This window comes from Curvibacter sp. GW821-FHT01G03, from assembly GCF_059422285.1.
In genome coordinates this window covers 150,660-174,267 of record NZ_JBWKWP010000010.1, presented here as the reverse complement: position 1 = coordinate 174,267, position 23,608 = coordinate 150,660, and the positions used below count along the sequence as shown (strand labels likewise).

Annotated in this window: 28 protein-coding genes; 14 read left to right on the top strand and 14 right to left on the bottom strand. The window is 68.7% G+C overall.

Features of this window, described 5'->3' with window-relative positions; all coding sequences use genetic code 11:
• From AC07VS_RS16435 to AC07VS_RS16425, 3 genes are read left to right on the top strand one after another with little or no spacing between them, the layout of a single operon-like run.
• Positions 1-894 (top strand): ABC transporter permease, encoded by an 894-nt coding sequence (locus tag AC07VS_RS16435; RefSeq protein WP_492345825.1) that lies wholly within the window; start codon positions 1-3, stop codon positions 892-894.
• The gene (locus AC07VS_RS16430) at positions 891-1,610 is read left to right on the top strand and encodes a GntR family transcriptional regulator (RefSeq protein WP_492345824.1); all 720 of its coding nucleotides are present in this window, start codon (positions 891-893) and stop codon (positions 1,608-1,610) included. The genes AC07VS_RS16435 and AC07VS_RS16430 overlap by 4 nt, the downstream gene beginning before the upstream one ends.
• A gap of 18 nt (positions 1,611-1,628) precedes the next feature.
• Positions 1,629-2,309, top strand: coding sequence for an aspartate/glutamate racemase family protein (locus AC07VS_RS16425; RefSeq protein WP_494751488.1), 681 nt, complete (start codon positions 1,629-1,631; stop codon positions 2,307-2,309).
• A gap of 31 nt (positions 2,310-2,340) precedes the next feature.
• Here AC07VS_RS16425 and aroE read toward each other — a convergent pair whose 3' ends face one another.
• Genes aroE through AC07VS_RS16400 form a run of 5 tightly spaced genes read right to left on the bottom strand, consistent with a single transcriptional unit; the run spans position 2,341 to position 6,323 of the window.
• On the bottom strand, positions 2,341-3,162 hold the full coding sequence (gene aroE / locus AC07VS_RS16420; RefSeq protein WP_494657681.1) for a shikimate dehydrogenase: 822 nt from the start codon (positions 3,160-3,162) through the stop codon (positions 2,341-2,343).
• A gap of 29 nt (positions 3,163-3,191) precedes the next feature.
• Positions 3,192-4,421, bottom strand: coding sequence for a CaiB/BaiF CoA transferase family protein (locus tag AC07VS_RS16415; RefSeq protein ID WP_494657680.1), 1,230 nt, complete (start codon positions 4,419-4,421; stop codon positions 3,192-3,194).
• Between the two features lie 29 nt (positions 4,422-4,450).
• Positions 4,451-4,936: a MaoC family dehydratase gene (locus AC07VS_RS16410; protein WP_494657679.1), complete on the bottom strand. Its 486-nt coding sequence runs from the start codon at positions 4,934-4,936 to the stop codon at positions 4,451-4,453.
• Between the two features lie 27 nt (positions 4,937-4,963).
• On the bottom strand, positions 4,964-5,374 hold the full coding sequence (locus AC07VS_RS16405; RefSeq protein WP_494657678.1) for a VOC family protein: 411 nt from the start codon (positions 5,372-5,374) through the stop codon (positions 4,964-4,966).
• Positions 5,375-5,396: 22 nt separating this feature from the next.
• Entirely contained in the window at positions 5,397-6,323 is a 927-nt protein-coding gene (locus AC07VS_RS16400; RefSeq protein WP_494751487.1) for a ketopantoate reductase family protein, read from the bottom strand.
• A gap of 111 nt (positions 6,324-6,434) precedes the next feature.
• Between AC07VS_RS16400 and AC07VS_RS16395 the strand changes: the two genes are divergently transcribed.
• Complete coding sequence (locus AC07VS_RS16395) at positions 6,435-7,409, top strand: LysR family transcriptional regulator (RefSeq protein WP_494751486.1); 975 nt, start codon at positions 6,435-6,437, stop codon at positions 7,407-7,409.
• Here the strand turns inward: AC07VS_RS16395 and AC07VS_RS16390 are convergent.
• The 9 genes from AC07VS_RS16390 to AC07VS_RS16350 all read right to left on the bottom strand — a co-directional run bounded on the left by AC07VS_RS16390 (position 7,327) and on the right by AC07VS_RS16350 (position 16,077).
• Complete coding sequence (locus AC07VS_RS16390) at positions 7,327-8,250, bottom strand: SMP-30/gluconolactonase/LRE family protein (protein WP_494751485.1); 924 nt, start codon at positions 8,248-8,250, stop codon at positions 7,327-7,329. The two genes, AC07VS_RS16395 and AC07VS_RS16390, sit on opposite strands and share 83 nt — an antisense overlap.
• 12 nt (positions 8,251-8,262) lie before the next feature.
• Positions 8,263-9,258 carry an amidohydrolase family protein gene (locus AC07VS_RS16385; protein WP_494751484.1) on the bottom strand — a complete coding sequence of 332 codons (996 nt, stop codon included), beginning with the start codon at positions 9,256-9,258 and terminating at the stop codon, positions 8,263-8,265.
• Complete coding sequence (locus AC07VS_RS16380; protein WP_494657673.1) at positions 9,251-10,225, bottom strand: tripartite tricarboxylate transporter substrate-binding protein; 975 nt, start codon at positions 10,223-10,225, stop codon at positions 9,251-9,253. The genes AC07VS_RS16385 and AC07VS_RS16380 overlap by 8 nt, the downstream gene beginning before the upstream one ends.
• Positions 10,222-11,223 carry a Bug family tripartite tricarboxylate transporter substrate binding protein gene (locus tag AC07VS_RS16375; protein ID WP_492345819.1) on the bottom strand — a complete coding sequence of 334 codons (1,002 nt, stop codon included), beginning with the start codon at positions 11,221-11,223 and terminating at the stop codon, positions 10,222-10,224. The genes AC07VS_RS16380 and AC07VS_RS16375 overlap by 4 nt, the downstream gene beginning before the upstream one ends.
• A 32-nt stretch (positions 11,224-11,255) precedes the next feature.
• Positions 11,256-12,236 carry a Bug family tripartite tricarboxylate transporter substrate binding protein gene (locus AC07VS_RS16370; protein ID WP_494751483.1) on the bottom strand — a complete coding sequence of 327 codons (981 nt, stop codon included), beginning with the start codon at positions 12,234-12,236 and terminating at the stop codon, positions 11,256-11,258.
• 69 nt (positions 12,237-12,305) lie between these two features.
• Positions 12,306-13,379, bottom strand: coding sequence for a cyclase family protein (locus AC07VS_RS16365; RefSeq protein WP_492345817.1), 1,074 nt, complete (start codon positions 13,377-13,379; stop codon positions 12,306-12,308).
• A gap of 15 nt (positions 13,380-13,394) precedes the next feature.
• Entirely contained in the window at positions 13,395-14,327 is a 933-nt protein-coding gene (locus AC07VS_RS16360) for an NAD(P)-dependent oxidoreductase (RefSeq protein ID WP_494657670.1), read from the bottom strand.
• Complete coding sequence (locus AC07VS_RS16355; RefSeq protein ID WP_492345815.1) at positions 14,327-15,010, bottom strand: RraA family protein; 684 nt, start codon at positions 15,008-15,010, stop codon at positions 14,327-14,329. Before AC07VS_RS16355 ends, AC07VS_RS16360 begins: the two co-directional genes overlap by 1 nt.
• Positions 15,011-15,069: 59 nt before the next feature.
• Positions 15,070-16,077 (bottom strand): Bug family tripartite tricarboxylate transporter substrate binding protein, encoded by a 1,008-nt coding sequence (locus AC07VS_RS16350; protein ID WP_494657669.1) that lies wholly within the window; start codon positions 16,075-16,077, stop codon positions 15,070-15,072.
• 126 nt (positions 16,078-16,203) lie between these two features.
• Between AC07VS_RS16350 and AC07VS_RS16345 the strand changes: the two genes are divergently transcribed.
• The 10 genes from AC07VS_RS16345 (at position 16,204) to AC07VS_RS16300 (ending at position 23,390) form a co-directional block, all read left to right on the top strand.
• On the top strand, positions 16,204-17,022 hold the full coding sequence (locus AC07VS_RS16345; RefSeq protein WP_492345813.1) for an IclR family transcriptional regulator: 819 nt from the start codon (positions 16,204-16,206) through the stop codon (positions 17,020-17,022).
• A gap of 29 nt (positions 17,023-17,051) precedes the next feature.
• On the top strand, positions 17,052-17,921 hold the full coding sequence (cho, locus tag AC07VS_RS16340; protein ID WP_492345812.1) for an excinuclease Cho: 870 nt from the start codon (positions 17,052-17,054) through the stop codon (positions 17,919-17,921).
• A gap of 130 nt (positions 17,922-18,051) precedes the next feature.
• On the top strand, positions 18,052-18,699 hold the full coding sequence (locus AC07VS_RS16335) for a cupredoxin domain-containing protein (protein WP_492345811.1): 648 nt from the start codon (positions 18,052-18,054) through the stop codon (positions 18,697-18,699).
• 158 nt (positions 18,700-18,857) lie between these two features.
• Positions 18,858-19,433, top strand: a complete 576-nt coding sequence (locus tag AC07VS_RS16330; protein ID WP_492345810.1) for a ferritin-like domain-containing protein — start codon at positions 18,858-18,860, stop codon at positions 19,431-19,433.
• 4 nt (positions 19,434-19,437) lie between these two features.
• Positions 19,438-19,896 (top strand): c-type cytochrome, encoded by a 459-nt coding sequence (locus AC07VS_RS16325; RefSeq protein WP_492345809.1) that lies wholly within the window; start codon positions 19,438-19,440, stop codon positions 19,894-19,896.
• A gap of 57 nt (positions 19,897-19,953) precedes the next feature.
• Positions 19,954-20,535: an RNA polymerase sigma factor gene (locus AC07VS_RS16320; protein ID WP_494751482.1), complete on the top strand. Its 582-nt coding sequence runs from the start codon at positions 19,954-19,956 to the stop codon at positions 20,533-20,535.
• Between the two features lie 34 nt (positions 20,536-20,569).
• The gene (locus AC07VS_RS16315) at positions 20,570-21,373 is read left to right on the top strand and encodes an anti-sigma factor (protein WP_492345807.1); all 804 of its coding nucleotides are present in this window, start codon (positions 20,570-20,572) and stop codon (positions 21,371-21,373) included.
• Positions 21,374-21,493: 120 nt separating this feature from the next.
• Positions 21,494-22,435, top strand: a complete 942-nt coding sequence (locus AC07VS_RS16310; RefSeq protein ID WP_492345806.1) for a DUF3034 family protein — start codon at positions 21,494-21,496, stop codon at positions 22,433-22,435.
• Between the two features lie 56 nt (positions 22,436-22,491).
• Positions 22,492-22,965 (top strand): group I truncated hemoglobin, encoded by a 474-nt coding sequence (locus AC07VS_RS16305; protein ID WP_492345805.1) that lies wholly within the window; start codon positions 22,492-22,494, stop codon positions 22,963-22,965.
• Entirely contained in the window at positions 22,962-23,390 is a 429-nt protein-coding gene (locus AC07VS_RS16300; protein WP_492345804.1) for a c-type cytochrome, read from the top strand. Before AC07VS_RS16305 ends, AC07VS_RS16300 begins: the two co-directional genes overlap by 4 nt.
• Positions 23,391-23,608 lie beyond the last annotated feature (218 nt).

Here is a 23,608-nt window from a genome sequence, read left to right as displayed (position 1 = left end):
ATGTCCAGTTCCATGACCCGTCGACGCGCCCCCGGCTTCTGGCCGCTGGCCCTGGTCTTTGCCTTGTTCGTGGCCTTTCTGTACGGCCCCATGCTCACCATCGTGGTGCTGAGCTTCCAGGGGCCCGAGGGCGGGCTGACCTTTCCGTTGCGCGGGGTGTCGCTGCACTGGTTTGCCCAACTGGCCCAGGGCCTGGGCACGGTGGACATCGGTGCCGCCTTTTTGCGCTCGCTCGGCCTGGGGGCCATGGTGATGCTGCTGACCGTGGTCCTGTCGGTGCTGGCGGGGCTGGCTTTTCGCAAGCGGCTGCGTGGCGGGCAGGTGCTGTTCTTCGTGACGGTGGCCAGCCTGATCATGCCCTCCATCGTGGTGTCGCTGGGCATCGGGCTGCAGTTTCGCCTGCTCGACGACGGGCTCAAGGCTTTGCTGGCCTGGGGCGGGGCAGATTCGCTGCTCGAAGGCTACGGCAGTTCACTCGGGCTGATGACCTCGGCGCTCGGTGCTCACCTGACCTGGACGCTGCCCTTCGGGCTGCTGATCATGTTCGCGGTGTTCAACCGTTTCAACCCGGCTTATGAAGAGGCGGCCCGCGATCTGGGGGCCACGCCCTGGCAGACCTTCCGCCATGTGGTGCTGCCCCTGATCGGCCCCTCGGTGGTGGGCGTGGGCATGTTCGGTTTCACCTTGAGCTGGGACGAGATCGCCCGCACCTCGCAGGCCATCGGCGACGTGAACACGCTGCCGCTGGAGTTGCAGGGCCTGACCGCCACCGTCACCACCCCGGCCATCTATGCGCTGGGCACGGTGACCACGGTGGTGTCATTCGCGGTGATGGGACTGGCCGTGACCGCGGCCGCCGGTATGAAGCGGCGCCGCCGCAAGGAAGCTCGATGACTTTGACCGCCGAAACCCCTGTGCCCCCCCTGAGTGACAGCGAGATGTACGAGCGCATCGTCTCGGCGGTGCTGGACCACCACCTGCCGCCCGGCACCAAGCTGGTCGAAGACAAGCTGGCCACGGCCTTCGGGGTGTCGCGCACCCGCATCCGGCCGGTGCTGGTGCGCCTGGCCAATGAGCAGATCGTCACCCTCACCCCCAACCGCGGCGCCACCATCGCCCAACCCACCGAGCAGGAGGCCCGCGAGGTGTTTGGCGCCCGCCGCCTGATCGAACCCATGCTGGTGGAGCTGTTCATCCAGCGTGCCAGCATGGGCGAGGTGCAGCAACTGCGCGACAGCATCGAGCAGGAGGAGGCCGCCCGGGCCCAGGGTGACATGCGCCGCGCCATTCGTTTGTCCGGTGACTTTCACCTGCGCATTGCCGAAGGCTCGGGTCACCAGACCCTGGGCCGCATCCTGCGCGAGCTGGTGTCGCGCACCTCGCTGATCCTCATGACCTACAGCGCGGCCCATGCCCGCGAGCGTGAAGAGGCCACCGCCTGCGGTTGCCGAGAGCACCGGGCGCTGATTGACGCCATCCGCCTGCGCGACCCGGCCGAAGCGGCCCGCCGCATGCGCGACCATTTGGCCCGACTGGAGTCGCAGCTGCATTTTGGGCCCGATGTGGCGGCGCCGCCTGACCTGCTTGCCCTGCTGGGCGGTGCGAGCTGAAGCGCACATGAAACGCTCATGAAACGCCTTCTGGTCATCAATCCCAACACCTCCGAGTCGGTGAGTGCGCTGCTGCAACAGCACATCAGCCAGGCCTTGGCGGCCCGGGCGCCCGCCCTGGCGGCGCAAACCGTGACGGCGCGATTCGGCGCCCCCTACATCGCAGACGAGGTCAGCTACCAGGTGGCCGGCCACGCGGTGCTCGATGCCTGGGACGCCGAGCAGGCGCGCGCCATGGCACCGCCTGAAGCTGTGCTGATCGGGTGTTTTGGCGACCCCGGCCTGTGGGCCCTGCGGGAGTGTTCGCCTGTGCCCGTCACCGGCCTGGCCGAGGCGGCCTTCACCGAGGCAGGCCGCCTGGGGCGATTTGCCGTGGTCACCGGTGGCGAGCGCTGGGGTCCGATGCTGCAGCGCCTGGCACTGCAACTGGGCTTTGCACCGCAACTGGCCGGGGTGTGGACGGTGGCACCCAGCGGTGCCGAGATGGCCGCCGACCCGGAGGGCGCTCAGCGTGTGCTGGCCCAGGCCTGCCAGGCCGCCCAGGCGCAGTGGGCGCCCGAGGCCCTCATCATCGGCGGCGCAGGTCTGGCCGGCATGGCGGCTCGCCTGCAGCCCGACATTGATGGGCCGCTGATCGACAGCGTGCAGGCCGGCGTGCGCTGGATGCTGGAGCAATTGGCGCCCACCCCGGTGGCTTGATGCCCGGCCGTGCCTCGCGCGCAGCCGGTGTTCACACCAGAGGCACAGTCAGCTGTTCGATCACGGTGCGGGTCTCAGGTCGGACACCACGCCACCAGGCGAAGGCCTCGGCGGCCTGCTCGGCCAGCATGCCGACGCCATCGGCCCATTGGGCCACGCCGGCACCTTGAGCCAGTCGCAAAAAGGGTGTCAGCCCTTTGCCGTAGGCCAGCTCGTAGGCCAGCGTACAACTGGCAAACACCGAGACCGGGACCGGGGGCAACTCGGCGTGCAGGCTGGCCGAGGTGGCATTGAACACCAGATCGAAATTCTGGCCCTGCAGCGCCGGCAGGCTGCTGGCGCGCACCGCCCCTTGTTGGGCGCCGATTTGCGCCAGGGCCTGGGCCTTGTCGAAGCTGCGGTTGGCAATCACCAGTTCGGCCGGCTGTTCGGCCAGAAAGGGCAGCAGCGCGCCGCGCGCGGCCCCGCCCGCGCCCAACATCAGCACGCGTTTGCCGCGCAAAGGCTGGCCCAGGTTGTGCACCACGTCGCGTACCAGGCCCACGCCATCGAAGTTCTCGGCCAGCACGCGCTCGCCGTCGAACTTCATTGCATTGGCGGCCCCGGCCAGCCGGGCCGCGGGCGAGTGCTCGGTGGCGTAGGCAAAGGCATCAAGCTTGAAGGGCGCGGTGATGTTGAGGCCCCGCCCGCCCTGGGCGCGAAAGGCGTCGACCGTGGCGGCAAATCGGCCCAGCGGGCCCTCGATGCGGGTGTAGTCGATGTCCTGGCCGGTGGCTTGGGCAAAGCTGCCGTGGATCAGGGGGGATTTGCTGAAGGCAATCGGGTTGCCGATGACGGCATAGCGGTCGGTCATGGGGAGAGGCTCCGGTACAAGGTGGGAGGTCAGCGGCTGAACAGCACGCCTTCGGCCTGCAGGGCGGCGATCTCGTCGGCGCTGTAGCCCAGGGCGGCGGCCACCTCGGCGTTGTGTTGGCCCAGGTCAGGGGCCACCTGGTGCACCGTGGTGTCGCACTCTGAAAACCGGAAGGGCAGATTGGGCAGGCGCAGCGTGCCATAGCGCGGGTGTTGCTGCTCCAGGAGCATGCCGCGGGCCTGGATCTGCGGGTCGTCGATGACCTCGTCAATGCGCTGCACCTTGGCGGCCGGCACATCGATGCCGTCCAACAGGGCCAGCACCTGGGCCACGGTGCGTTGCGCGATCCAGGGCTTGACCACGGCCAGGATCTCTTCGCGCCCGGCGTTGCGGCCGTTGGCGTCGTGAAAGCGGGTGTCGGCGCCAAAACCCGAAGGGCCGCCGTGTTGCTCGACCAGGGCGGCAAAGCGTCGCCAGGCGTCGTCTACCTGGGCGGCCAGCACCAGGTCGCCGTCCTGGGCGCGGAACACGCCATACAGGGTGGAGGTGGGCATGTCGTGTCCGGTCTGCTGGGGCAGCACCTGCCCGCCCGACAGGGTGTAGCACTGCACCGCGTACTCGTGCATCGAGACCAGGGTGTCGTACAGGGCCATGTCGATGTGCTGGCCCCGGCCACTGCGCTCCCGCCCCAGCAGGGCTGCATTGATGGCGGCCACCGCGTGGATGCCGGTGTACATGTCGCCCAGCGAGATGCGCAGCAAGGGCGGCGCCTCGCCGGGGCTGCCCACCATCTGCATGATGCCGCTCTTGGCCTCGGCGATCAGGCCGAAGCCGGCCCGGTGCGAGTCAGGGCCGGTGTGACCGTAGGCCGAGATCGAGCAGTACACCAGGCGCGGGTTGCGCGCGGCCAGTTCGGCGTAGCCCAGGCCCAGCTTGTCGAGCGCGCCGGGGCGGTAGTTCTCGATGAACACATCGGCCGAGTCGCACAGGCGGTGCATGAAATCCTTGCCCCGCGGGTCGCGCATGTTCACGCTCACGCCTTGTTTGCCCATGTTCAGTTGCAGAAAGTAGCCGCTTTGCTGCTCGTCGATGATGTGGCTGTGCTGGCGGCCGGCGTCGCCGCCACCGGGGCGCTCCACCTTGATCACCTCGGCGCCCAGGGCGGCCAGGCAGCGGCCCACATAGGGGCCGGCCAGAAAGTGGCTGTAATCGATCACGCGCAGGCCGGCCAGCGGCAGGGCTTGGGTTGTGGGGCTCATGAAAGGCTTTCGGTGTGGGGGCTGTCGGCTCAGAAACAGCCCGGGCGGCGCGGGATCATCAGGCGATGTTCGCCCTGCTGGACCACCTGGCCATGCTGGTTGATCAACTCCGAGGGCAGCACCACGATGCCCCAGCCGGGGCGGCTTTTGGAGGCGCGCAGGCCGCTCACGCTGAAGCGCACCTGCAGGCTGTCGTTGATCTTGATGGGCAGGAGAAAGTCCCAGGTCCAGCCCAGCGACATGCCGGGCAGAAAACGGTACTCGCTGCGTGTCTTGAGGCCATCGGCGATCGACAGGCCGAACAGCCCGTGGGCCACCCGGGTGCCGAAGGGCGTCGTCCTGGCGTAGTCCTCGTCGATGTGCACGGGCGTGTAGTCGCCCGTCAGTTCAGCGTAGGCGTTGATGCGCGCCTCGGTCACCGCGTAGCTCGGGCTGAGGCAGACATCGCCCTCGCGGGCATCGTCCCAGTATTTTTCGGGGGTCTCGAAGTGGATCGTGGGGGGGGTGAGTTTCATCGGCGGCTTTCTGGAGGGGTAGGCGCTTCAGGCCCGGGGCTTCACGGCCAGGGCCTGGGCCACGCTGCCGGGGGCGGCCTGGATCAACTCCAAGGCCAGGCCGTCGGGCAATTGCAGCCAGTTGCGGCCCTGGGGCAGGCGGGTCACGCCCCAGGGCTCGGCGGCGACCAAGGCGGCCTCCAGGTCATCGACCATCACGCCCAGGTGGGCCAACCAGCCGCTGTCGTTGCTTGGGGGCGCTTCAAAGCCGGGTGTGGCCATCAGTTGCAGGCCGCCCAGGGTCCAGTACTGGCGTGGATCCTCGGTGGGGCCGTCGATCTCGCGCACGTCCATGCCCAGCACCTCGTAGAAGAAACGGATGTGCCAGTGGATGTCTTTGACGCGCACGGCCACATGCTCGACATAGGCGCGGGTAGGGGGCTGAAATGGGGTGTTCATGGACTGGCTCAAGCGAAGGGTTTCAATGGGGCAGGGCGGCTTCGAGGCCCTTGATGCAGGCCACCAGGGTCTGGTTGACGGGTGTGGCCACGCCGTGGCGCTGGCCCCAGCGCAGCACGGCGCCGTTGATGAAGTCGATCTCGGTCACCGAGCCCTTCTCCAGGCTTTGCAGCATCGAGGTCTTGAAGTCGTCCGGCAGGCCGGCCGCCGCCTTGAGCCAGGCCGAGCGGGGTTCGGTGTGGCTCAGGCGCACGCCGGCGGCGGCGGCCACCTGCATGGCTTCCTGCACTGCGGCCACGGCGGTGGCCTCGACCTCGGGGATGCGGTACAGCGGCCCATAGGGCAATCGGGTGATGCTGCTGACGGCGCCGGTGGCCACATTGATCAGCAGCTTGTCCCACATCACGCCGAAGATGTTGTCGCTCACCGTGGTGAGCAGACCGGCACCGTTGAAGGCCTCGGCGATGGCCAGGGCGCGCGGGCTGATCCGGCCATCGAGTTCGCCGATCAGGGTCTCCTTGCCCGCCGTGCCGGCGATGATCTGGCCCGGGGCCAGCATCACCCCGCCCACATAGGTCTTGCCGGCCAACACGTGCTCCCGCCCCACGATGTCGGCCAGGATGTCCTCATGGCCCAGGCCGTTCTGCAGTGACAGCACCACGGTCTGCGGTCCCACCAGCGAGGTGGCCGCGGCCATGGCCTCGCGGGTGTGGAAGGATTTGACCAGCACGATCACCAGGTCCACGGGCGCCAGGCCTGCGGCGCTTGGCGCAGCCTTCACGCGCACGCTGGTTTCAACGTCGCCGCGGCGCATCCTCAGGCCGTGCTGCGCGATGGCGGCCACCTGGGCCACGTTGCGGTTGATCAGCACCAGCTCATGGCCGGCCTCGGCCAGGGTGCCTCCGATGGCACAGCCCAGGGCGCCTGCGCCTAATACCGCAATCTTCAAAATCGTCTCCCGTGTTGGATGGGGGTGATTCTGGGCAGCAGGCCTGATTTGATCCAGGCAGTAGCCGCAATACACTTCATTGCGTTTGGCAATACACCTGTGAGCGATTTCATGAGCACCGATCTGCACCTGATCGACCCCCGGCACCTGGCTTTTCTGGATCGCCTGCACCGCAGCCGCAGCGTGACGCGGGCGGCCGAGCAACTGGGCCTGAGCCAGCCCACCGTCAGCGTCTGGCTGGCCCAGCTGCGTGAATCCCTGGGCGATCCGCTGTTCGTGCGCACCAGCGAGGGCATGCTGCCCACCCCTCGGGCCGAGGCCATGATGGACACGGTGCGCAGCGTGCTCGAAGGGCTGCGCCGCCTGAGTGAGCCCGCGGCCGCCTTCGAGCCTGCCCGCAGCGAGCGCGAGTTCCGCATCTTCATGACCGATGCCAGCCACATCACGCTGCTGCCGCGCCTGTTCACGCACGTGCATGCCCTGGCACCCGGCGTGCGGCTGGAGGCTGCGCCGATCCGACCCGGCCTGGTGCAGGCCTTGGAAAACGGCGAGGCCGATCTGGCCCTGGGGCTGTTGCCTGAGCTGGAGACCGGCTTCTTCCAGCAGGCTTTGTTCGTGCAGGACTGGGTGTGTCTGGCCAATGCCCGCCACCCGCGCATCCAGGGGCGCTTGAGCCGGGCCACCTATGCCAAGGAGGCCCATGCCGGTGTGGTGGCCGGCACGGGGCAGATGTTGCTGGAGGACGCCCTGAAACGCGCCCGGGTGCAGCGTCAGGTGCGGCTCAAGGTGCCGGGCTTTCTGGGCCTGTCAACCATTCTGGCGACCACCGACCTGATCGGCACGCTGCCCAGGCAGATCGGCGAGACCCTGGCGCAGGGCAGCGGGCTGCAGGTGCTGGACTGCCCGATTCCGATCGCGAGCTTCACGGTCAAGCAGCACTGGCATGCGCGCTTTCACCACGACCCGGCCAACCGGTGGTTGCGGGGTGTGTGCGCGGCCTTGTTCATGCAGGCCGAGGGCCCTGCACCGGCTGGCCGGGCTCGCTCATCGGCGCCCACAGGATCTCGCCCGCGGTCGAGTCGGTGACGAACAGCGTGCGCCGGTCTGCCCCGCCAAAAGCCACATTGGTCAGCGAGTGGCCGGCAGGGCCGCGCAGCACCTCGGCCGGCTCGGCGCGGCCATTGAGCACCCACACATAGGCCAGGCCCGGGTTGGCCACGATCAGGCGGCCGGCCTCGTCCATGGCCAGGCCGTCGGGGCCGCTGGGCCCGTAGGAGGTAAAGAACTGCCCGGCCTTGGCCACCGAGCCATCGGCCAGCAGCGGCATGCGCCACACGCAGTTGCCGCGGGTGGCGGCCACGAACAGAAAGCGCTCGTCGGGTGACAGCACGATGCCATTCGGGCTGGGCACGTTGTTCAGCAGCAGGTCCAGCCGGCCTTCGGGCGAGAGTCGGTAGACCCGGCCCGTCGGGTCGTGCAGGCCGGTCTGGCCCTGGTCGGTGAAGTACAGATTGCCCAGCCGGTCAAAGCACAGGTCGTTCACGCCCTTGAAGCTTTCGGTGTTGCGCCGCGCCAGCAGCGGGCGCAGGCTGCCCCGGGTCACGTCCAGCACCATCAGGCCGTTCAGGTAGTCGGTGATCAGCAGCTCGGTCGGGCTCATGAGCTTCATGCCGTTGGGCTCGCCGTCCCACTGGGCCACCAGCTCCCATTCGCCTTTCGGGTCGATGCGGAACACCCGACCGAAGGGGATGTCGGTGACATACAGGTTGCCCTGGGCATCGAACACCGGGCCTTCCAGAAACGAGTCGGCAGCGCGGCCGCCCTGGTTGGCATCGCCCCAGACAGTGCGCCTTGCCTGCCGGTACTTGCCCGGCAGGGCGCTGAAGGTGTCGAGGGTGCGGACCGTGGGCGGGTTCAGCAAAAACATGTCTGGGTGTCCTCAGAGGCTGGCAAAGCCGTACAGCACGGCGGGGTTGTCGACGAGGATGCGATGGCGCTGGGCGGCATCCGGGGCCCATTGTGCGATCAGGTTGAAGTAGGCCGCATCGTCGGGTTTGGCGTCGGCCTTCTTGGTCGGGTGGGGCCAGTCGCTGCCCCAGACCAGGCGCTCGGGGGCTTGGCGCAGCAGGGCCTGGGCCACGGTGCCGACATCGCTCAGATCGGCACGCTGGGCCGTGATGTAGGCCCCCGACAGCTTGAACCAGGTGCGCCCGCCGTCCAGCCAGCGCTGGTACAGCCGCCAGGCCGGGTGCTGCAGGCCGGCCGGCTGGGGCAACTGGCCCATGTGGTCGATCACCAGCGGGCAGGCCAGTTGGCTCAGGGCCGTCTCGTGCGCCTGCAGCAGCGCGGCCGTGCCGTTGACCTGCAGGTGCCAGCCCCGTTCGGCCAGGCGCTTTGACAAGGGCACCATCATGTCGGCACTGACGCCGACCAGAAAGCTCAGGTTGAAGCGCACACCGCGCACGCCGGCCTCGTGCAGGGTCTGCAGCTCGGCCTCGCTGGCCTCGGTGCCCAGCACAGCCACGCCGCGGGCCTGGGGGCCGGCGGCGCGCAAGGTGTCGAGCAGCAGGCGGTTGTCGGTGCCGTAGGTCGAAGGCTGCACGATCACATGGCGCTGCAGGCCCAGGCGGCGCTGCAGCAGGCGGTAATCGGCCAGGCTGGCGTCGGCCGGCAGCAAGGTGGCGCTGGGGTGGGCCGGGTAGCGTCGGTCGTAGATGTGGTGGTGGCAGTCGCAAGCCCCGGCCGGCACCTCGAAGTTCGGGGTGTCCTGACCCGCCGAATGCGGCACGCTCAGGGCCTCGGGCCGGGGCGCGCCCGGGCGGGCCGCTGTCTGAGCGCAGGCACTCAGCAGGGCCCCGGCGCCCAGGGTCAGCCATTGGCGGCGGGAGGTTGGGGCCGGTGTAGTGGTGGTCATGGTGGCGGTGGGCTCAGTCATCGTTGATCTTCAGCAGGCGGGCCAACTGGCTCCAGTGGTTGGTCTCGGCGGCGATCTGGCGGTCGAACTCATCGCCGCAGGCCAGCATCGGGTCCATGCCCAACTGCTGCAGCCGGTCGGCCCCGGCGCTCGAGGTGGCAAAGCGGCTGACCTCGGTCTGCAGCTTGTGCAGTACCGGCTCGGGGGTCTGGGCCGGGGCCAGCACGCCGTACCAGGCGTCGGCCCGATAGCCCCTGATGCCGGACTCCTCGAAGGTGGGCACCTGGGGCAGGGCGCCCACGCGTTGGGGGGCGGCCACCGCCAGGGCCAGCAGCTTGCCCGACTTGATCGAGGGCAGCACCGAACCCAGCGAGGCGAAGGAGGCCATCACCTGGCCCGCCATCACATCGGCGATGGCCGGTGCTGCGCCCTTGTAGGGCACGTGAGTGAGCTTCACGCCTGCCCGCTGGGCAAAGTCTTCGCCGGCAAAGTGAACCGAACTGCCCAGGCCGGGCGAGGCGTAGGTGATCGCGCCGGGCTGGCTTCTGGCCTTGGCCAGAAAGTCGGCCAGTCGGCTCAGACCGGCTTGAGGGCCCACCACCAGCACGGTGGGCGAGGCCCCGATGCGGCACACGGCTTTGAAGGATTTCACCGGGTCGAACTGGATCTGGCGGCTGTACAGCGCGCTGATCATGGTGTGGTTGGTCGCCGCCATCAGCAGGGTATGGCCGTCCTTGGCCTGGGCCACCGCCTGGGCGGCGATGATGGTGTTGGCGCCGGGCCGGTTGTCCACGATCACGGGCTGGCCCAGGGCCTTGCCCAGGGGGTCGGCCAGGGCTCGTGCCACGATGTCGGTGGGCCCGCCGGCGGTGAAGCCGACCAGCAGCCTGACCGGCTGGGTGGGCCAGGGGGCGGGGCTCTGGGCCTGGGCCGAGGCGGCGGCCAGCAGGCCGATGCCCAGCACGGTGGCGGTGCACAGGGCCTTCATTGCTTTTCAAAAGCGGTGTTGGCCACCACCTTGCCCCACGAATCGGTGCTTTCCTTCAGCATCCTGGCCATGTCGGCACTCCCGATCTGGCGCGGTTCGGCGCCCATGTTGGCGGCAAAGGCCTGCAGGTCGGCGCTGGCCATGGCCCGGGCGATTTCGGCCTGCAGCTTTTGCAACACCGGGGCCGGGGTGCCCTTGGGGGCCCACAGGCCGGTCCAGTTGACCACGCCGCTCCAGCGGACGCCGGCCTCGGCAAACGTGGGGGCGTCGGGCAGGGCGGGCAGGCGCTTGTCACCGCTCACAGCCAGCACGCGCATCTTGCCCCCCTTGACATTGCCCATCACCCCGGCTGGTGAGGCGATCTGGAAGTCCACGGTGTTGGACAGCACCGCCTGGGTGGCTTCGCCCGCGCCCTTGAAGGGCACGTGCATGAAATTGACGCCCGCGGCAATGCCCAGGGCCTCGCTGGCAAAGTGGGGCGTGGTGCCGGGGCCACCGGTGCCATAGGTGATCTGGTTGGGCTCTTTGCGGGCCACTGCCAACAGCTCTTGCAGGCTGTGGAAGCGCGAACCGGCGTTGACGGCCAGGGCCATGGGCGCAAACACAAAGGCACTGACGGGCTGCAGGTCCTGCGCCGGATCGAAGGGCAGCTTCTTGAAGATGTGGGGCAGCAGCGAGAAGGTGGTGTCGTTGGCCATCAGGGTGTAGCCGTCGCCCTCGGCCTTGGCCACCTGGGTGGCGCCGATGGTGCCGGTGCCGCCGGCCTTGTTCTCGATGTAGAAGCTCTGGCCGGTCTGCTCGGTGAGCTTCTGGGCGATTTTGCGCGTGACCACGTCCACGGCGCCGCCTGGGCCGTAGGGCACCACGATCTTCACGGGCTTGGCGGGCCAGGGGGTTTGGGCCCAGGCCTGGCAGGCGGTGCCGGCCAGCAAGGCGGCGCCGAGAGCCAGCGCGCTGCGACGGGCGATCGGGGAGGGCCGTTCAAAGTGTTCTTGCATGGTGTGTCTCTTTTGAAATCGGAAGGGGGAGCTCAGTTCAGGGTGATGCCCGCGGTGCGGATCACCTGGGCCCATTGCCGCGATTCGGCTTGCAGAAAGCGGTTGAAATCAGCGTGGCTGCTGCCCACGGCCTGCGCCCCCTGGGCGGCGAGGCGTTGTTGCAGTTCGGGGCTGGCCATGGCGGCGCGCACTTCGGTCTCCAGGCGGGCCAGGATGTCGGGTGGGGTTTTGGCGGGTACCCACAGGCCATTCCATTCCTGGGCTACAAAGCCGGGGCTGCCGGATTCGGCCACCGTGGGCAGGGCCGGCAGGCTGGGCACGCGGGTACCGGCGGTCACGGCCAGGGCGCGCAGCTTGCCGCCCTTGACCAGGGGCCCGCTGGCGGACATGGCCGAGAACATCATGTCCACCTGGCCCGCCATCAGATCGTTCAGGGCCGGGGCACCGCCCCGGTAGGGGATGTGGGTGATGAACAGCTGCTGGCGCTGCTTGAACAGCTCGCCAGCGAGGTGCTGGGCACTGCCATTGCCGGCCGAGGCAAACGACAGGCTGCCCGGCTTGGCTCGGGCGGCCTGAATCAGCTCGTTCAGATTGCGCCAGGGCGCCTGGGTGGGCACCACCAACAACATGGGCACCTGCATCAGCAGTGAGACCGGCGCCAGGTCTTTCACAGGGTCAAACGGCAGGGTGATCAGGTGCGGGTTGACCGTGAAGCCCGTGGCGTCGAGCAGCAGGGTGTAGCCGTCGGCCGGCGCCTGGGCCACGGCGGCGGCGCCGATCGAGCCCCCGGCGCCAGGTCGGTTGTCGATGATGATGGGTGTCTTGAGGCGTTCGCCCAGCACCGTGGACAGGCCGCGTGCGGTCTGGTCGGCCGCGCCGCCGGCCGGGTAGGGCACGATCAGGCGGATGGGGCGTGTGGGCCAGTCGCTGTTGGCCGCGTGCGCAGGCGCGGCCGGGATCAGGCTGGCGAGGCCGGCGCCCAGCAGGGCGCGGCGGTGGTGATCGATGGGCATGGCTCTTGTCTCATTGTTTTGAATCGGGGCCGCGGGGGGCAGCGGGTTTACACCGGGGTCCGCACAGCGCTACACCGTCGCGATCGGGGTGGCTGGCGAGCCCACCGCCCCCGGCAGGCGCAGCGGCGGGGCCGTCAGCAGAAAGTGCTGCCGCCCGTGCTGGCGCAGCCAGGTGGCCAGCTCGGTGAAGTACCACAGCTCCCCCAGGTGGATGCCGTGCTTGAACAGGCAGTGCTCGTGCAGTGGCAGCCGGGGCTGGCGCAGCGGGCTGGGGCTGGTCAGCTTGGGCACCACCAGCTCCACCGCCGGGTTGTCGGCCAGCAGGCAAGCCAGGCGGCTGTCGGTGATCCAGTTCAGCAGGCGCTTGTCGTGCCCGTCCAGCCCGCTGCCGCTGGCGTGCAGGCGGTCCAGATCGGGCTGGCGGTTCATGGCCAGCAGGGTGTCGGCAAAGCCGGTGTGCAGGCACACCATGTCGCCGGCGTCGATCTCGATGCGGTCGGCCTCCAGCAGGCGCATCAGGGGGTCGTAGCCCACAGCGCGGCGTTCGCGACCCAGGTGGTGCGCGAGGTCGATCATCACACCCCGGCCCTGCACGCCGTGTTCGGCCAGGCGTTCGATGCCCAGCGCGGCGGCCTCGGGCGCCGGGTAGCGCGCCCAGTCGGCCACGGCCTGCGGGTCTTCAACACCTGGGCGGATGTCGGTGCCGGCGCGAAAGCCGTTGTAGAACACGGCCTCGGCTACGCCGTCGCCATCGGCATCGAAGCGGCTGCCCACATGGGCCAGGCTGTCCCACTGGGTGCTGTACTGCAGGCTCATCAGCAGCACGTCATCATTCACCACGTCGGTCAGGTCGGGGTCTTCACCCTGGTAAGACCAGCAAAAGCCCTGCTGCCCTTGGCTTTGGCCATCGCGCAGCACGCTGTAGCGGCGTGGTGGCATGCGGCGCGGGTTCATGCGCTGGCCGCCGGGCACGTCCAGCGGCAGCGACAGGCAGAAGGTGCGGCCTACCTTCACCTCGGCCACACCTTGCAAGACCTTGCGCGCGTCCACCAGGTTCATGCGGCCGCGCTGGTCGTCGGGGCCGAACTCGCCCCAGCTGCTGTCCGGCGGGGCCTGCTTCCATCGGCGGGGGCTTGGGTTCATGGCGGGCCTCCGGGCTCAGGCGGCCTGAGTGCTGGCCTGCAGCACGGCCAAGGTGTTGCGGGCGGCGGCCACCCCCATGTTGATGTAGGCGTCGCTGGTCACCCCGCCGATGTGCGGGCTCAGCGTGAAGCCAGGCTGGCCATGGAAGGGGTGGGGCGCCGTCATCGGCTCGACGGCAAAGCTGTCCAGCCCGGCCGAGGCCACCTGGCCCGACTGCACAGCGGCCAGCAGAGCCGGCTCGTCGATCAGGCCGCCGCGGGCCGTGTTCACCACCAGCACGCCGCGCTTGCAGCGTGCCAGGGTGTCGGCATTGAGCAGGTGGCGGTTCTCGGGTGTCAGAGGGCAGTGCAGAGAGATCACATCCGACTCGGCCCACAGGGTGTCCAGGGTGACCGGGGTGATGTCGTCAGGCAGGTCGCGGGCGAAGGGGTCGAAGCCGATGACACGCATGTCCATCGCCAGGCACATGCGGGCAAAGCGGCGCCCGATGGCCCCCAGGCCCACCAGGCCGACGGTACGGCCACCCAGCTCCAGGCTCTTGTGCGTGGCCTTGTCCCAGTGGCCAGCGTGCATGCGCTGGTTCAGGGTGACCACCGATTTGGCGCCGGCCAGCATCAGGGTCAGGGCCTGTTCGGCCACGGCGGCGGCATTGGCGCCCACGGCGGCGGTCACGGCAATGCCGCGTTCGGCCGCGGCGGCCTTGTCGATGGTGTCGGTGCCGCTGCCATGCTTGGAGATCACTTGGAGGGCCGGGGCCGCGTCCATGACGGCGGCGTTCACCCCGCTGTAGCGCACGATGATGCCCACCGGGTTGTGTTGGCGCGCCAATGCCTCGATGTCAGACAGTTGCGGGGTCTTGCCGGCGTAGACAATGTCGAAGTCGGTCAACAGGGCCAGGGCGGCCGGGGCGAGATCGGCGGCGGTGATGAGGATGACGGGGCGGCTCATCACAGCACCTCGCCTTCCTTGAGCACGCCGGCGGTCACCAGGGCGCTGGTCAGCCACTTGGCGGCGGTGTCGCCGGTCTTGATGGCGGCGATGCGCTTGGCCTCGGCCTGCACCTTGTGGGCGGCCAGCGGCAGCAGGGCTGGCAGTTGTTCGCGCTCGACCACCACCACGCCGTCTGCATCGCCAATGACCAGGTCGCCGGGGCACACGGTCACGCCGCCGCAGGAGATCGGGTGGCCGATGCGGCCCCCGTTGTTCTTGGTGGGGCCGTTGGGGTTGGTGCCCACCGAGAACACCGGGTAGTCCATCTCGTCGATCTCCAGGCTGTCGCGCACCGCGCCGTCCAGGATCACGCCGGCCAGGCCCAGCTGGCGGGCGGCGGTCATCATGATGGTGCCCATCAGGGCTGAGGTCTGGTCGCCCTTGCCATCCACCACCAGCACATCGCCGGGCTTGGCCAGCGACAGGGCGGCGTGGATCATCAGGTTGTCACCGGGGCGCACTTCCACGGTGAAGGCCGGCCCGGCCACCTTCATGCGCGGGCGCAGGGCCTGGATGCGGCCATGCAGGGCGCCGCGGCGGCCCGCGATGTCCGAGAAGATGGCCGGCTGGTACTGGCTGGCCTGGGCCACGTCCTCGGGGCTGACGCGGGGAAAGTCTTTGACGATGTCGGGGGTGCTCATGGTGGTTCCTTGGCGGTGTTGTCGGGGGGGGTGAAAACAGAAACGGAATGGGGTCGGGCTCAGTCGATGCGCGCGTCGGCCTCTTGCACGATGCGGCCCCAGCGCACCAGATCGGCCTTGAGCAAGGCCGCGAAGTCGGCCTGGCTGCCGCTGAGCACTTCGCCGCCTTCGCCCATCAGCCGGTTGCGCACCGTGGGCGATTGCAGGGCCTCGTTGATGGCGCTGTTCAGGGTGTTCAGCACAGGCGCGGGGGTGGCTGCCGGGGCCATGAAGCCGAACCAGGTGTTGGCCTCGAAGCCCTTGACGCCGGATTCGGCCACGGTGGGCACCTGGGGCAGTTGGGGCGAACGCTTGTCCGAGGTCACGGCGAGCGCTCTCATGCGCCCGCCCTTGAGGTGGCTGATGGCCGTGGGGATGGACGACACGTACAGGTCCATCTGCCCGCCCATCAGATCGGTCAGGGCTTGGGCCGAGCCCTTGTAGGGCACGTGCTGCAGGCGCACCCGGGCGGTTTTCTGCAGTTGCTCCATGGCCAGGTGTGCCACCGTGCCATTGCCCGGCGTGCCGAACACCAGGGCCCCCGGGGTCTGGCGGGCGGCCGCCAGCACTTCGGCCAGGCTTTTGTACTTGGACTGGTTGGGCACCACGATGACCAAGGGGGCTGTGGCGGCCAGGGCCACCGGCTTCAGGTCCTTGACCGGGTCGTAGGGCAGCTTGGCGTAGAGCGCCGGGTTGATGGCCAGGTTGCTGGTCTGGCCCAGCACCAGGGTGTAGCCGTCGGGTGCGGCCTTGGCCGCCGCGTCTACGCCCAGGTTGCCGCCGGCGCCGGGCTTGTTGTCGACCACCACGGTCCAGTGGCGGCTTTCGGTCAGTTGCTGGCCGATGGCTCGGGCAATGATGTCGGTGCCGCCGCCGGCCGGAAACGGTACCACCAGCCGGATCGGTTTGCTGGGGTAGGCCTCGGCGGCATGGGCCGGGGCGGTCACCAGGATCACGGCGCCCAACAGGGCGGCGCCCAGCCAGGGGCGGCGGGTGGCCTGATGCAGGCCTTGCAGGTTCACGTTCATGTTGTCTCCAGAGTGGACTTTGGGCAGCGGGGGCTGGTGTTGGCACCGCCCTCTTGTTGGGATCGGACTGTAGAAGAGCGTTTCAACAAGTACAATGGCGTTCCATCCAGTGAACCATGTGCCACCATGCGAAACTCATCAAAACCGGATTCAACCCCGCCAGAAGCCCCGGAAGCGGGCCCTGAAGCAGCCCCTGAAGAGAGTGCAGCCGCCCCTGGCGGCGTGGTGGCCGTGACCCGTGCCCTGCGCCTGCTGGAGGCCTTCGGCATGGACGAGGCCTACCTCAGCCTGGCCGAACTGAGCCGGCGCACCGGCATGCACAAGACCACGGCCCTGCGGCTGGCCCGCACCCTGGCGGCCGACCACTACCTGGTGCAACGCGAAGACGGCGCGTGGCGCCTGGGGCGTGCGGCGGGTTGGCTGGGCGCCTGCTACCAGGCCACCTTCGATGTGCACGACCTGGTCGAGCCCGTGCTGCGCGAGCTGACCGTGCAGACGGGCGAGAGCGCCTCGTTCTATGTGCGCGAAGGCAACCTGCGCACCTGCCTGGCCCGTGTCGATGGGCCGCGCACCATCCGCCACCACGTGCGCGTGGGCCTGGGCCTGCCGCTGGATCTGGGGGCCCCCGGGCGTGTCATCCTGGCGTTCTCGGGCGAGCCGGGCGAGCCCTATGAATCGATCCGCCAGCGCGGCTATCACCTGTCCCTGGGCGAGCGCGAGCCCGAGGTGTCCAGCGTGTCGGCACCGGTGTTCGGCATGCACTGGAAGCTGCTGGGTTCGGTCTGCATCTCGGGGCCCACCTCACGCCTCAGCGAAGCCCGCCTGCTGGAACTGGCCCAGACCATCATCCAGGCCGCCAATCAGCTCTCTTACGCGCTGGCCGGCAGCCGCCGGCCACCCTCGGTGCCCGGCGTGGCCAAGCCCAGTGCGTGGTTTCCGGGTTGAGCTGTGTCCTGATTCAGTGCTGACGCGCCATGCAACTCCCTCGCCGCCGCCGTGCCGACTTCGCCCCCACGACCGAGTTCGTCTACCCCGCCCACCTGAAGGCCGGCATCGCCGACCTGCCCGCCGCGCCCGGGGTGTATGTGTTCCATGGCGATGACCCGGCCATGCCGCTGTACATCGGCAAGAGCGTCAACTTGCGCCAGCGCGTGCTCTCGCACCTGCGCAACCCCGACGAGGACCGCTTGCTGCGCCAGACCCGGCGCATCAGCCACATCTGCACGGCGGGCGACATCGGGGCCCAGTTGCTGGAGGCGCAGATGATCAAGACGCTGCACCCGCTGCTCAACCAGAAGCTGCGGCGCAACCGGCAGTTGTGCGCCTGGCAGTGGCAGGGCGGCCAGTTGCAGCTGGTGTATTCCAAAGACGTGGACTTTGCTCAGGCCCGGGATCTGTTCGGCTTGTTTGGCAGCCGGCATGCCGCCATCGAGCGCCTGCGGCAGGTGGCCGATGAGCACCGACTGTGCTATGCCCACCTGGGCTTGGAGAAGTTGCCGCCAGGCCGGGCTTGCTTCAGGGCCGCGCTCAAGCAGTGCGCCGGCGTGTGCCGGGGTGACGAACCGGCCGAGGCGCACGATGCCCGCCTGCTGGACGCGCTGCGCCAGGTCCAGGTGGTCTGCTGGCCCTATCCGGGGCCGGTGGGCCTGGTTGAGCGCAGCGGGGATTTCACCCAGGTGCATGGGGTGAACAACTGGTGCTACCTGGGCAGTGCCGCCACGGCGGCCGAGGTGGCCCGCTTCACCCGGCAGGCCGCGGGCTTTGATGCCGATGGCTACCAGATCCTGGTGCGACCGCTGATGCAGGGCGGGGTCGAGATCGTGTCGCTGTCGCCTGGGCTTTGAAATTTTTTGGCTTTTTTTCACAGCCGGCTGCATCCAAGCTGCATCCCGCTGCGTACAGGCGTCTGACAAGCCCTGTCTCGGCCTGCGGCCGAGCCGGATCGAACGCCTTTGAAACCTGAAGCCTTGCCCCATGAAACTGCTCCGCTTTTCTCTGGTCGCCCTGTCGGCGGCCGCACTGCCCGCCTTGGTCTGCGCCGCCTCCTTGCAATTCAAAGTGACCGATCGCGACGGCCAGCCGGTGCCCGATGCGGTGGTCGAGGTGCAGACCGCAGCGGGCGCGGTGCCCCGTGTGGCGGCGCCGGGCCAGGTCACGATCCACCAGAGCAAGATGAAGTTTGTGCCCCGTGTCACGGTGGTTCAGCCCGGAACCCGGGTGGTGTTCACCAACCAGGACCGCTGGGACCACCACGTGCGGGGCACGCTGGGGGGCCTCGCCCAGATGCTCGATGCGGTGGGCTTTCAGTTTCGCCTGGCGGGCTGGGTGGACAACAAGCCTGTGGCCAGCAGCGAGGTGGTGTTTGACAAGCCCGGTGTGACCTTGCTTGGGTGCTTTCTGCACTCGTCCATGCGCGGCTACGTGGTGGTGGCCGAAACCCCTTGGGTGGCGGTGACTGGGGCGGATGGCGTGGCCGTGCTCGATGACCTGCCGGCCGGGCCGGCGGTGGTGAAGCTCTGGCAGGCCGACGAGGTGGCCGAACTGGCGCCGGCCTCCGTGGTGCTTGGCGCCCAGCCCTTGATGCTCTCGCGGCAACTCAGCGTGGTGGCCAAACGTCGCTGATGGCGCTGCCAATGGCGTCGGTGCGCGGCCCAGGCAGATCGTGCAATACCCGAGCGCGGATCCGGGACATGCATCCACTGGCTTCAGGGCCTGCGTACCCAGAGCAGAGGCCAACGATGTCTGTTGCCTCAGCCAACTCATTTCAACAGGACACCCCCATGAACCTCATCCGTCAAACCACTGCGCGCCGTCAATTCCTGGGCACGGGCGCCACCTTGTCCGCTGTGGCCGTGGCCCTGCTGGGCGGCCGCGAAGCCCTGGCCCAAGGCGCCATGGGCGATACCTCGAAGGACGTGCAGATCCTCAACGTGGCCCTGGGCCTGGAGCACGAGGCCATCAACGCCTACCAGCTGGGTGCCGGCAGCGGCCTGTTGCAAAAGCCGGTGCTCGATGTGGCCGTGCTGTTCCAGAGCCACCACAAGGCCCACCGCGATGCCCTGGCGGCCACCATCCAGAAGCTGGGTGGCAGCCCGGTGGCTGAAAAGAAGATGGACGACTACGCCATGGCCCTCAAGGCCAACACATTGAAGACCCAGGCCGACGTGCTGGAACTGGCCGCCCGCCTGGAGCTGGGCGCCACCAATGCCTACCTGGGCGTGCTGCCCTCGCTGGGCAACCGCGATCTGGCCAAGGTGGCGGCGCGCCTGGCCGCCGACGAAACCATGCACTACACCGTGCTGGTGCAGGCGCTGGGCAAGGCCTTGCCAACGCAGGCGCTGAGTTTCGGCGCCTGAGGGCATGCGGCTGCAGTCCCTGAACAAGCTGGGTGCCGTCACGCGGTGCGCGCTGGTGCTCGCGTGTGGGGCCGGGTGCGTCAGTTTGGCCTTGGGCCTGGCCACCGCCAGGGCCGACAGCGCTGCGGGCCCGCGGGCTGGCGAATCGCCCAGCGGGCCGCTGGCGGGCTCGGCCCTGCGGGGGCAGGCCCTGTACCAGGAGCGCTGTGCGGCTTGCCACACGGTCGATGCCAATGACGCCGGCCCGCTGCACCGCGGGGTGCTGGGCCGGCGTGCCGGTACGGTGCCCGGCTTTGAATACTCGCCCGCCTTGCGCGCCAGCGGCCTGGTGTGGACCCGCCAAACCCTGGACGCCTGGCTGCGCGACCCCGAAGCCCTGGTGCCGGGGCAGGCCATGGATGAGCAGGTGGCCGATCCGAAGGCCCGGCAAGACCTGATCGCCTACCTGGCCACCCTTCGCTAAGATGCCTGAGCCAGGCCGGCACAGATGGCCGTACCGGCCTTGATCCCAACCCACGACATGACGATCCCAGACGACAACCACCAAGCCTTGCTCACCGACCTGCTCGGCCGTGTGGCCCAGGGCGATGAGGCGGCGCTCAAGCAGCTGTACGACCTGACCTCAGGCCGCTTCTATGGCCTGGCCCTGCGCATCGTGCGGGCTGGCGAACTGGCTGAGGATGTGCTGCAGGAGAGCTACCTCAACATCTGGCGATCGGCCGTCGATTACCGGGCCAGCCTCAGCCCGCCGCTGGCCTGGATGGGGTTGATCGTGCGCAGCAGGGCCTTGGATCTTCTGCGTCGCCGAACCAGCGAGCGCGTGCCACTGACCGACCCGCTCGATGAACTGGCCGAGGACACGCTGGAGGGCGACTCACCCGATCCGGTGCAGTGTGCCGATGCCAGCCAACAGGCACAGGCGCTGCGCCGTTGCCTGGCGCAGCTCAAGGGCCCGCAGCGTGAGGTCTTGAGCCTGGCCTATCTGCGCGAGCTCAGCCACGGTGATCTGGCCGAGCAACTCAAGTTGCCGCTGGGCACCATCAAGAGCTGGATCCGCCGCGGCCTGGAGCAGTTGCGGCTGTGCATGGGGGCCTTCAATTGATGCGGGCCGCACCGACCACTGAAAGGGGCCTGGCATGAACCTTGTCCAGAACAAGATCCTGTTGCAGCGCCTGGCTGCCGACTACGGCCTGGGCACCATGCCCGCCGCGGCCCGGCGCCGCTTTGAGGCCCTGGCCCGCAAACAGGCGCCCGTGCGCCAGGCGATCCGTGACTGGCAGGAGCGCCTGGCGGGCCTCACTGAGTTGCAGCCCCCGGCGGCGGCGCCAGACGTCGTCTGGAAACGCATCGAGATCGCCCTGCACCTGGAGCGTGAGGCCAGCCGCCTGGTGGCGGCGCGCAGCCAGGCCACGGCGGGGCCGCGGCGTGATGGGCCTCAACTGCCTTGGTGGCGCCAGCTTTGGGTTTGGCAAGGCGCCAGCGCAGCGGCGCTGTCGCTGGCCTTGCTGGCCTGGTGGCAACCTTGGCAAGCGCTCACCGACGCCTCCACCCAGGCCCGGGCACCGGCGGGCACGGCAGGCCAGGCCCAAGAGACCCTGGCCCTGTTGCTGGATGCGGACAACCAGCCTGCCTGGCTGGCCTCGTGGCCCGGTGAGCGCTCGCAGGGCACGCTGCAGCTGCGCCTGCAGGATCTGGCGGGCCAGCCGGTGCCGGTCGGGCGCTCACTGCAACTCTGGGCCGTGCCGGCGCAGGGGGCACCGCGCTCGCTGGGCGTGCTGGGTACGGGTGACGCAGGCAAGGTGCTGACCGCGGCCGCCACCCAGGTGCAGGGGGCTGCTTTGCTGGCACTCAGCCTGGAGGTGGCTGGCGGCGTGCCTGAAGCCGGCGGCCCGCAAGGCCCGATCCTCTTCAAGGGGCCTTTGGTGCGCAAGCTGATCTGATCGGATCCGCTGGCCGTTTTTTTTGTTGGGGTTTGAATCCAATCCGCGATGCGGTCCGTACTAGGTGGGCAAGGGCGCATGGGGCATGCGCCGTGTTCAACCTGGATGGAGATCGCATCGATGAAAAAGCAAAGTGGATTGATCTGTTCCCTGACCCTGCTCGCTGTGAGCGCGCTGGGCACCGGGCAGGCCTGGGCCGATACCGGCAAGCTGTTGTTGACCGGCGGGGTGTCGACGGTCGAAGGGCCGGCAGGCGGCGGCATCACACCCTGGGCCGTGATTGGCAGCAATGCCACCGCGGGTGAGGTGGGGGGTACGGTCAGTGTCAGTCGCCTGAAAACCCAGGACTACGGGCTGACCAGCTATGGCGCCGCCCTCGGTTTTCACGAGCGCCTGGAGCTTTCGGTGGGCGAGCAGGACTTCAATGCCTCCCCGGCGGTGGCCCTCAACGGCCTGGGCTTCAGTGTGGCCAACGGCCAGCACATCAAGATGACCGTTGTGGGCGCCAAGGTGCGGGTGGCAGGCGATGCGGTGCTCGACAGCGATTCGCTGATGCCGCAGATCGCCGTGGGCATGGAATACAAAAGCACCAATGCCGGCACCATCCGCCCGGTGCTCGATTTTCTGCATGCCAAGACCACCGGCACCGACCTGTATGCCTCGGCCACCAAGCTGTTCCTGGCGCAAGGCATCTTGCTCAATGCCACGCTGCGTTACACCAATGCCAACCAGGGCGGCCTGCTGGGCTTTGGCTCGGCGGCGCCCGGTCGTGACAGCCGCAGCCTGCAGCCCGAGTTCTCGGCGGCCTACCTGCTGAGCAAGAACGTGGTGGTGGGGGCTGAGTACCGCTTCATGCCCAACAACCTGGAGGCGCTGGGACGGGCCGCAGGCCTGGGCAACGCCCTGCACCAGGACAACTGGAAAGACCTGTTCGTGGCCTGGGCCCCGAGCAAGAACGTCTCGATCACGGCGGCCTATGTCGATCTGGGGCAGGTGGTCCCGGGCGTGACCGCCAACCGCCGTCAAAGCGGCCTGTTCCTGTCCACCCAGATCGCGTTCTGAGGCGGGCTTTGCTGCCTGCCTGAACCCCAGCCAACCCAATCCCTGTGAGTATCACCATGAAAAAATGCATCGCCCTGACGGCCGCTGCCTTGTGCATCGCCGTTGCCGCGCCCCTGATGGCCCAGACAATGGCCTCCACCCCCGCCGCCGCCGGCACCTCGATGGCCAGCGACCCGGCCGCCCTGTACAAGGCCTTTGGCGAGAAAGCCGGGCTGACCCAGTTGATGGACGATTTTGTCAATCGGCTGGCGGCCGACCCGCGCATTGCCGACAAGTTCAAGAACACCAACCTCGACCACCTCAAGCACCAGCTCACCGAGCAGCTGTGCCAGGTGGCCGGGGGCCCCTGCCAGTACCAAGGGGCCGACATGGCTGCGGTTCATGCAGACATGGGCGTGAGCAAGGGCAACTTCAATGCCCTGGTCGAAGACCTGCAAAAGGCCATGGATGCGCGTGCCATCCCCTTCTCGGCGCAGAACCAGATGCTGGCGCGGCTCGCCCCCATGCACCGGGACATCATCACCCAATGAGCCCGGCCCTGAACCGGCTCAGGCGGCTGCATGCCGGCGCCGCCTGGGCCTTGCTGGGCGTGTGTGCGGCCAGCCATGCCGGGCCCGTGCCGGCCAATGAGCTGATCCAGGGGCGCACGTTGTACGAGGCCCGTTGCGGTGGCTGCCACGCTGTCGATGCCAACCGGGTGGGGCCCCTGCACCGCAACCTGATCGGCCGGCAGGCCGGCCAGGTGCCCGACTTCGGGTACTCGCCGGCGCTGCGCGCCAGCAGCGTGGTGTGGTCCGCCAAAACCCTGGACCAGTGGCTGAGCAACCCAGAGGCCTTGATCCCCGGTCAGCGCATGAACTACAGCGTGCGATCGGCCGAGGACCGGCGCCTGATCATCGAGTACCTGGGCTCGGAAGCGGTGAGTGCACGAACCGGCGCCACCCGCTCGCCCTGAGTCGTCTCCTTGTCCGGGGCGCGGTTTCGCCAGACCGTGTCCCATCCCTGGCGGGCCCACCACCGCCAGCCGTATCTCCGAGGATGGGCACAGCCCCCGTTGCCCCCAAGGCTGTTCTGCCTTGGGGGCTTTTTTGCTGCACGGTGGCGCCATCACCATCACGGCATCCCTCCAAGGGCTATCGCGACAAGCCCGGGTCGGGCGTCCTGGCGTGTCGC

Coding starts and splice junctions, on each gene's coding strand:
- AC07VS_RS16320 (WP_494751482.1), top strand. CDS start 19,954: ATGACGATCCCAGACGACAACCACCAAGCCTTGCTCACCGACCTGCTC.
- AC07VS_RS16430 (WP_492345824.1), top strand. CDS start 891: ATGACTTTGACCGCCGAAACCCCTGTGCCCCCCCTGAGTGACAGCGAG.
- AC07VS_RS16305 (WP_492345805.1), top strand. CDS start 22,492: ATGAAAAAATGCATCGCCCTGACGGCCGCTGCCTTGTGCATCGCCGTT.
- AC07VS_RS16415 (WP_494657680.1), bottom strand. CDS start 4,421: ATGAGCCCCACAACCCAAGCCCTGCCGCTGGCCGGCCTGCGCGTGATC.
- AC07VS_RS16375 (WP_492345819.1), bottom strand. CDS start 11,223: ATGCAAGAACACTTTGAACGGCCCTCCCCGATCGCCCGTCGCAGCGCG.
- AC07VS_RS16380 (WP_494657673.1), bottom strand. CDS start 10,225: ATGAAGGCCCTGTGCACCGCCACCGTGCTGGGCATCGGCCTGCTGGCC.
- AC07VS_RS16335 (WP_492345811.1), top strand. CDS start 18,052: ATGAAACTGCTCCGCTTTTCTCTGGTCGCCCTGTCGGCGGCCGCACTG.
- AC07VS_RS16350 (WP_494657669.1), bottom strand. CDS start 16,077: ATGAACGTGAACCTGCAAGGCCTGCATCAGGCCACCCGCCGCCCCTGG.
- AC07VS_RS16365 (WP_492345817.1), bottom strand. CDS start 13,379: ATGAACCCAAGCCCCCGCCGATGGAAGCAGGCCCCGCCGGACAGCAGC.
- AC07VS_RS16310 (WP_492345806.1), top strand. CDS start 21,494: ATGAAAAAGCAAAGTGGATTGATCTGTTCCCTGACCCTGCTCGCTGTG.
- AC07VS_RS16385 (WP_494751484.1), bottom strand. CDS start 9,258: ATGACTGAGCCCACCGCCACCATGACCACCACTACACCGGCCCCAACC.
- aroE (WP_494657681.1), bottom strand. CDS start 3,162: ATGACCGACCGCTATGCCGTCATCGGCAACCCGATTGCCTTCAGCAAA.
- AC07VS_RS16410 (WP_494657679.1), bottom strand. CDS start 4,936: ATGAAACTCACCCCCCCCACGATCCACTTCGAGACCCCCGAAAAATAC.
- AC07VS_RS16330 (WP_492345810.1), top strand. CDS start 18,858: ATGAACCTCATCCGTCAAACCACTGCGCGCCGTCAATTCCTGGGCACG.
- AC07VS_RS16435 (WP_492345825.1), top strand. CDS start 1: ATGTCCAGTTCCATGACCCGTCGACGCGCCCCCGGCTTCTGGCCGCTG.
- cho (WP_492345812.1), top strand. CDS start 17,052: ATGCAACTCCCTCGCCGCCGCCGTGCCGACTTCGCCCCCACGACCGAG.
- AC07VS_RS16390 (WP_494751485.1), bottom strand. CDS start 8,250: ATGTTTTTGCTGAACCCGCCCACGGTCCGCACCCTCGACACCTTCAGC.
- AC07VS_RS16355 (WP_492345815.1), bottom strand. CDS start 15,010: ATGAGCACCCCCGACATCGTCAAAGACTTTCCCCGCGTCAGCCCCGAG.
- AC07VS_RS16345 (WP_492345813.1), top strand. CDS start 16,204: ATGCGAAACTCATCAAAACCGGATTCAACCCCGCCAGAAGCCCCGGAA.
- AC07VS_RS16395 (WP_494751486.1), top strand. CDS start 6,435: ATGAGCACCGATCTGCACCTGATCGACCCCCGGCACCTGGCTTTTCTG.
- AC07VS_RS16425 (WP_494751488.1), top strand. CDS start 1,629: ATGAAACGCCTTCTGGTCATCAATCCCAACACCTCCGAGTCGGTGAGT.
- AC07VS_RS16405 (WP_494657678.1), bottom strand. CDS start 5,374: ATGAACACCCCATTTCAGCCCCCTACCCGCGCCTATGTCGAGCATGTG.
- AC07VS_RS16300 (WP_492345804.1), top strand. CDS start 22,962: ATGAGCCCGGCCCTGAACCGGCTCAGGCGGCTGCATGCCGGCGCCGCC.
- AC07VS_RS16370 (WP_494751483.1), bottom strand. CDS start 12,236: ATGCCCATCGATCACCACCGCCGCGCCCTGCTGGGCGCCGGCCTCGCC.
- AC07VS_RS16315 (WP_492345807.1), top strand. CDS start 20,570: ATGAACCTTGTCCAGAACAAGATCCTGTTGCAGCGCCTGGCTGCCGAC.
- AC07VS_RS16360 (WP_494657670.1), bottom strand. CDS start 14,327: ATGAGCCGCCCCGTCATCCTCATCACCGCCGCCGATCTCGCCCCGGCC.
- AC07VS_RS16325 (WP_492345809.1), top strand. CDS start 19,438: ATGCGGCTGCAGTCCCTGAACAAGCTGGGTGCCGTCACGCGGTGCGCG.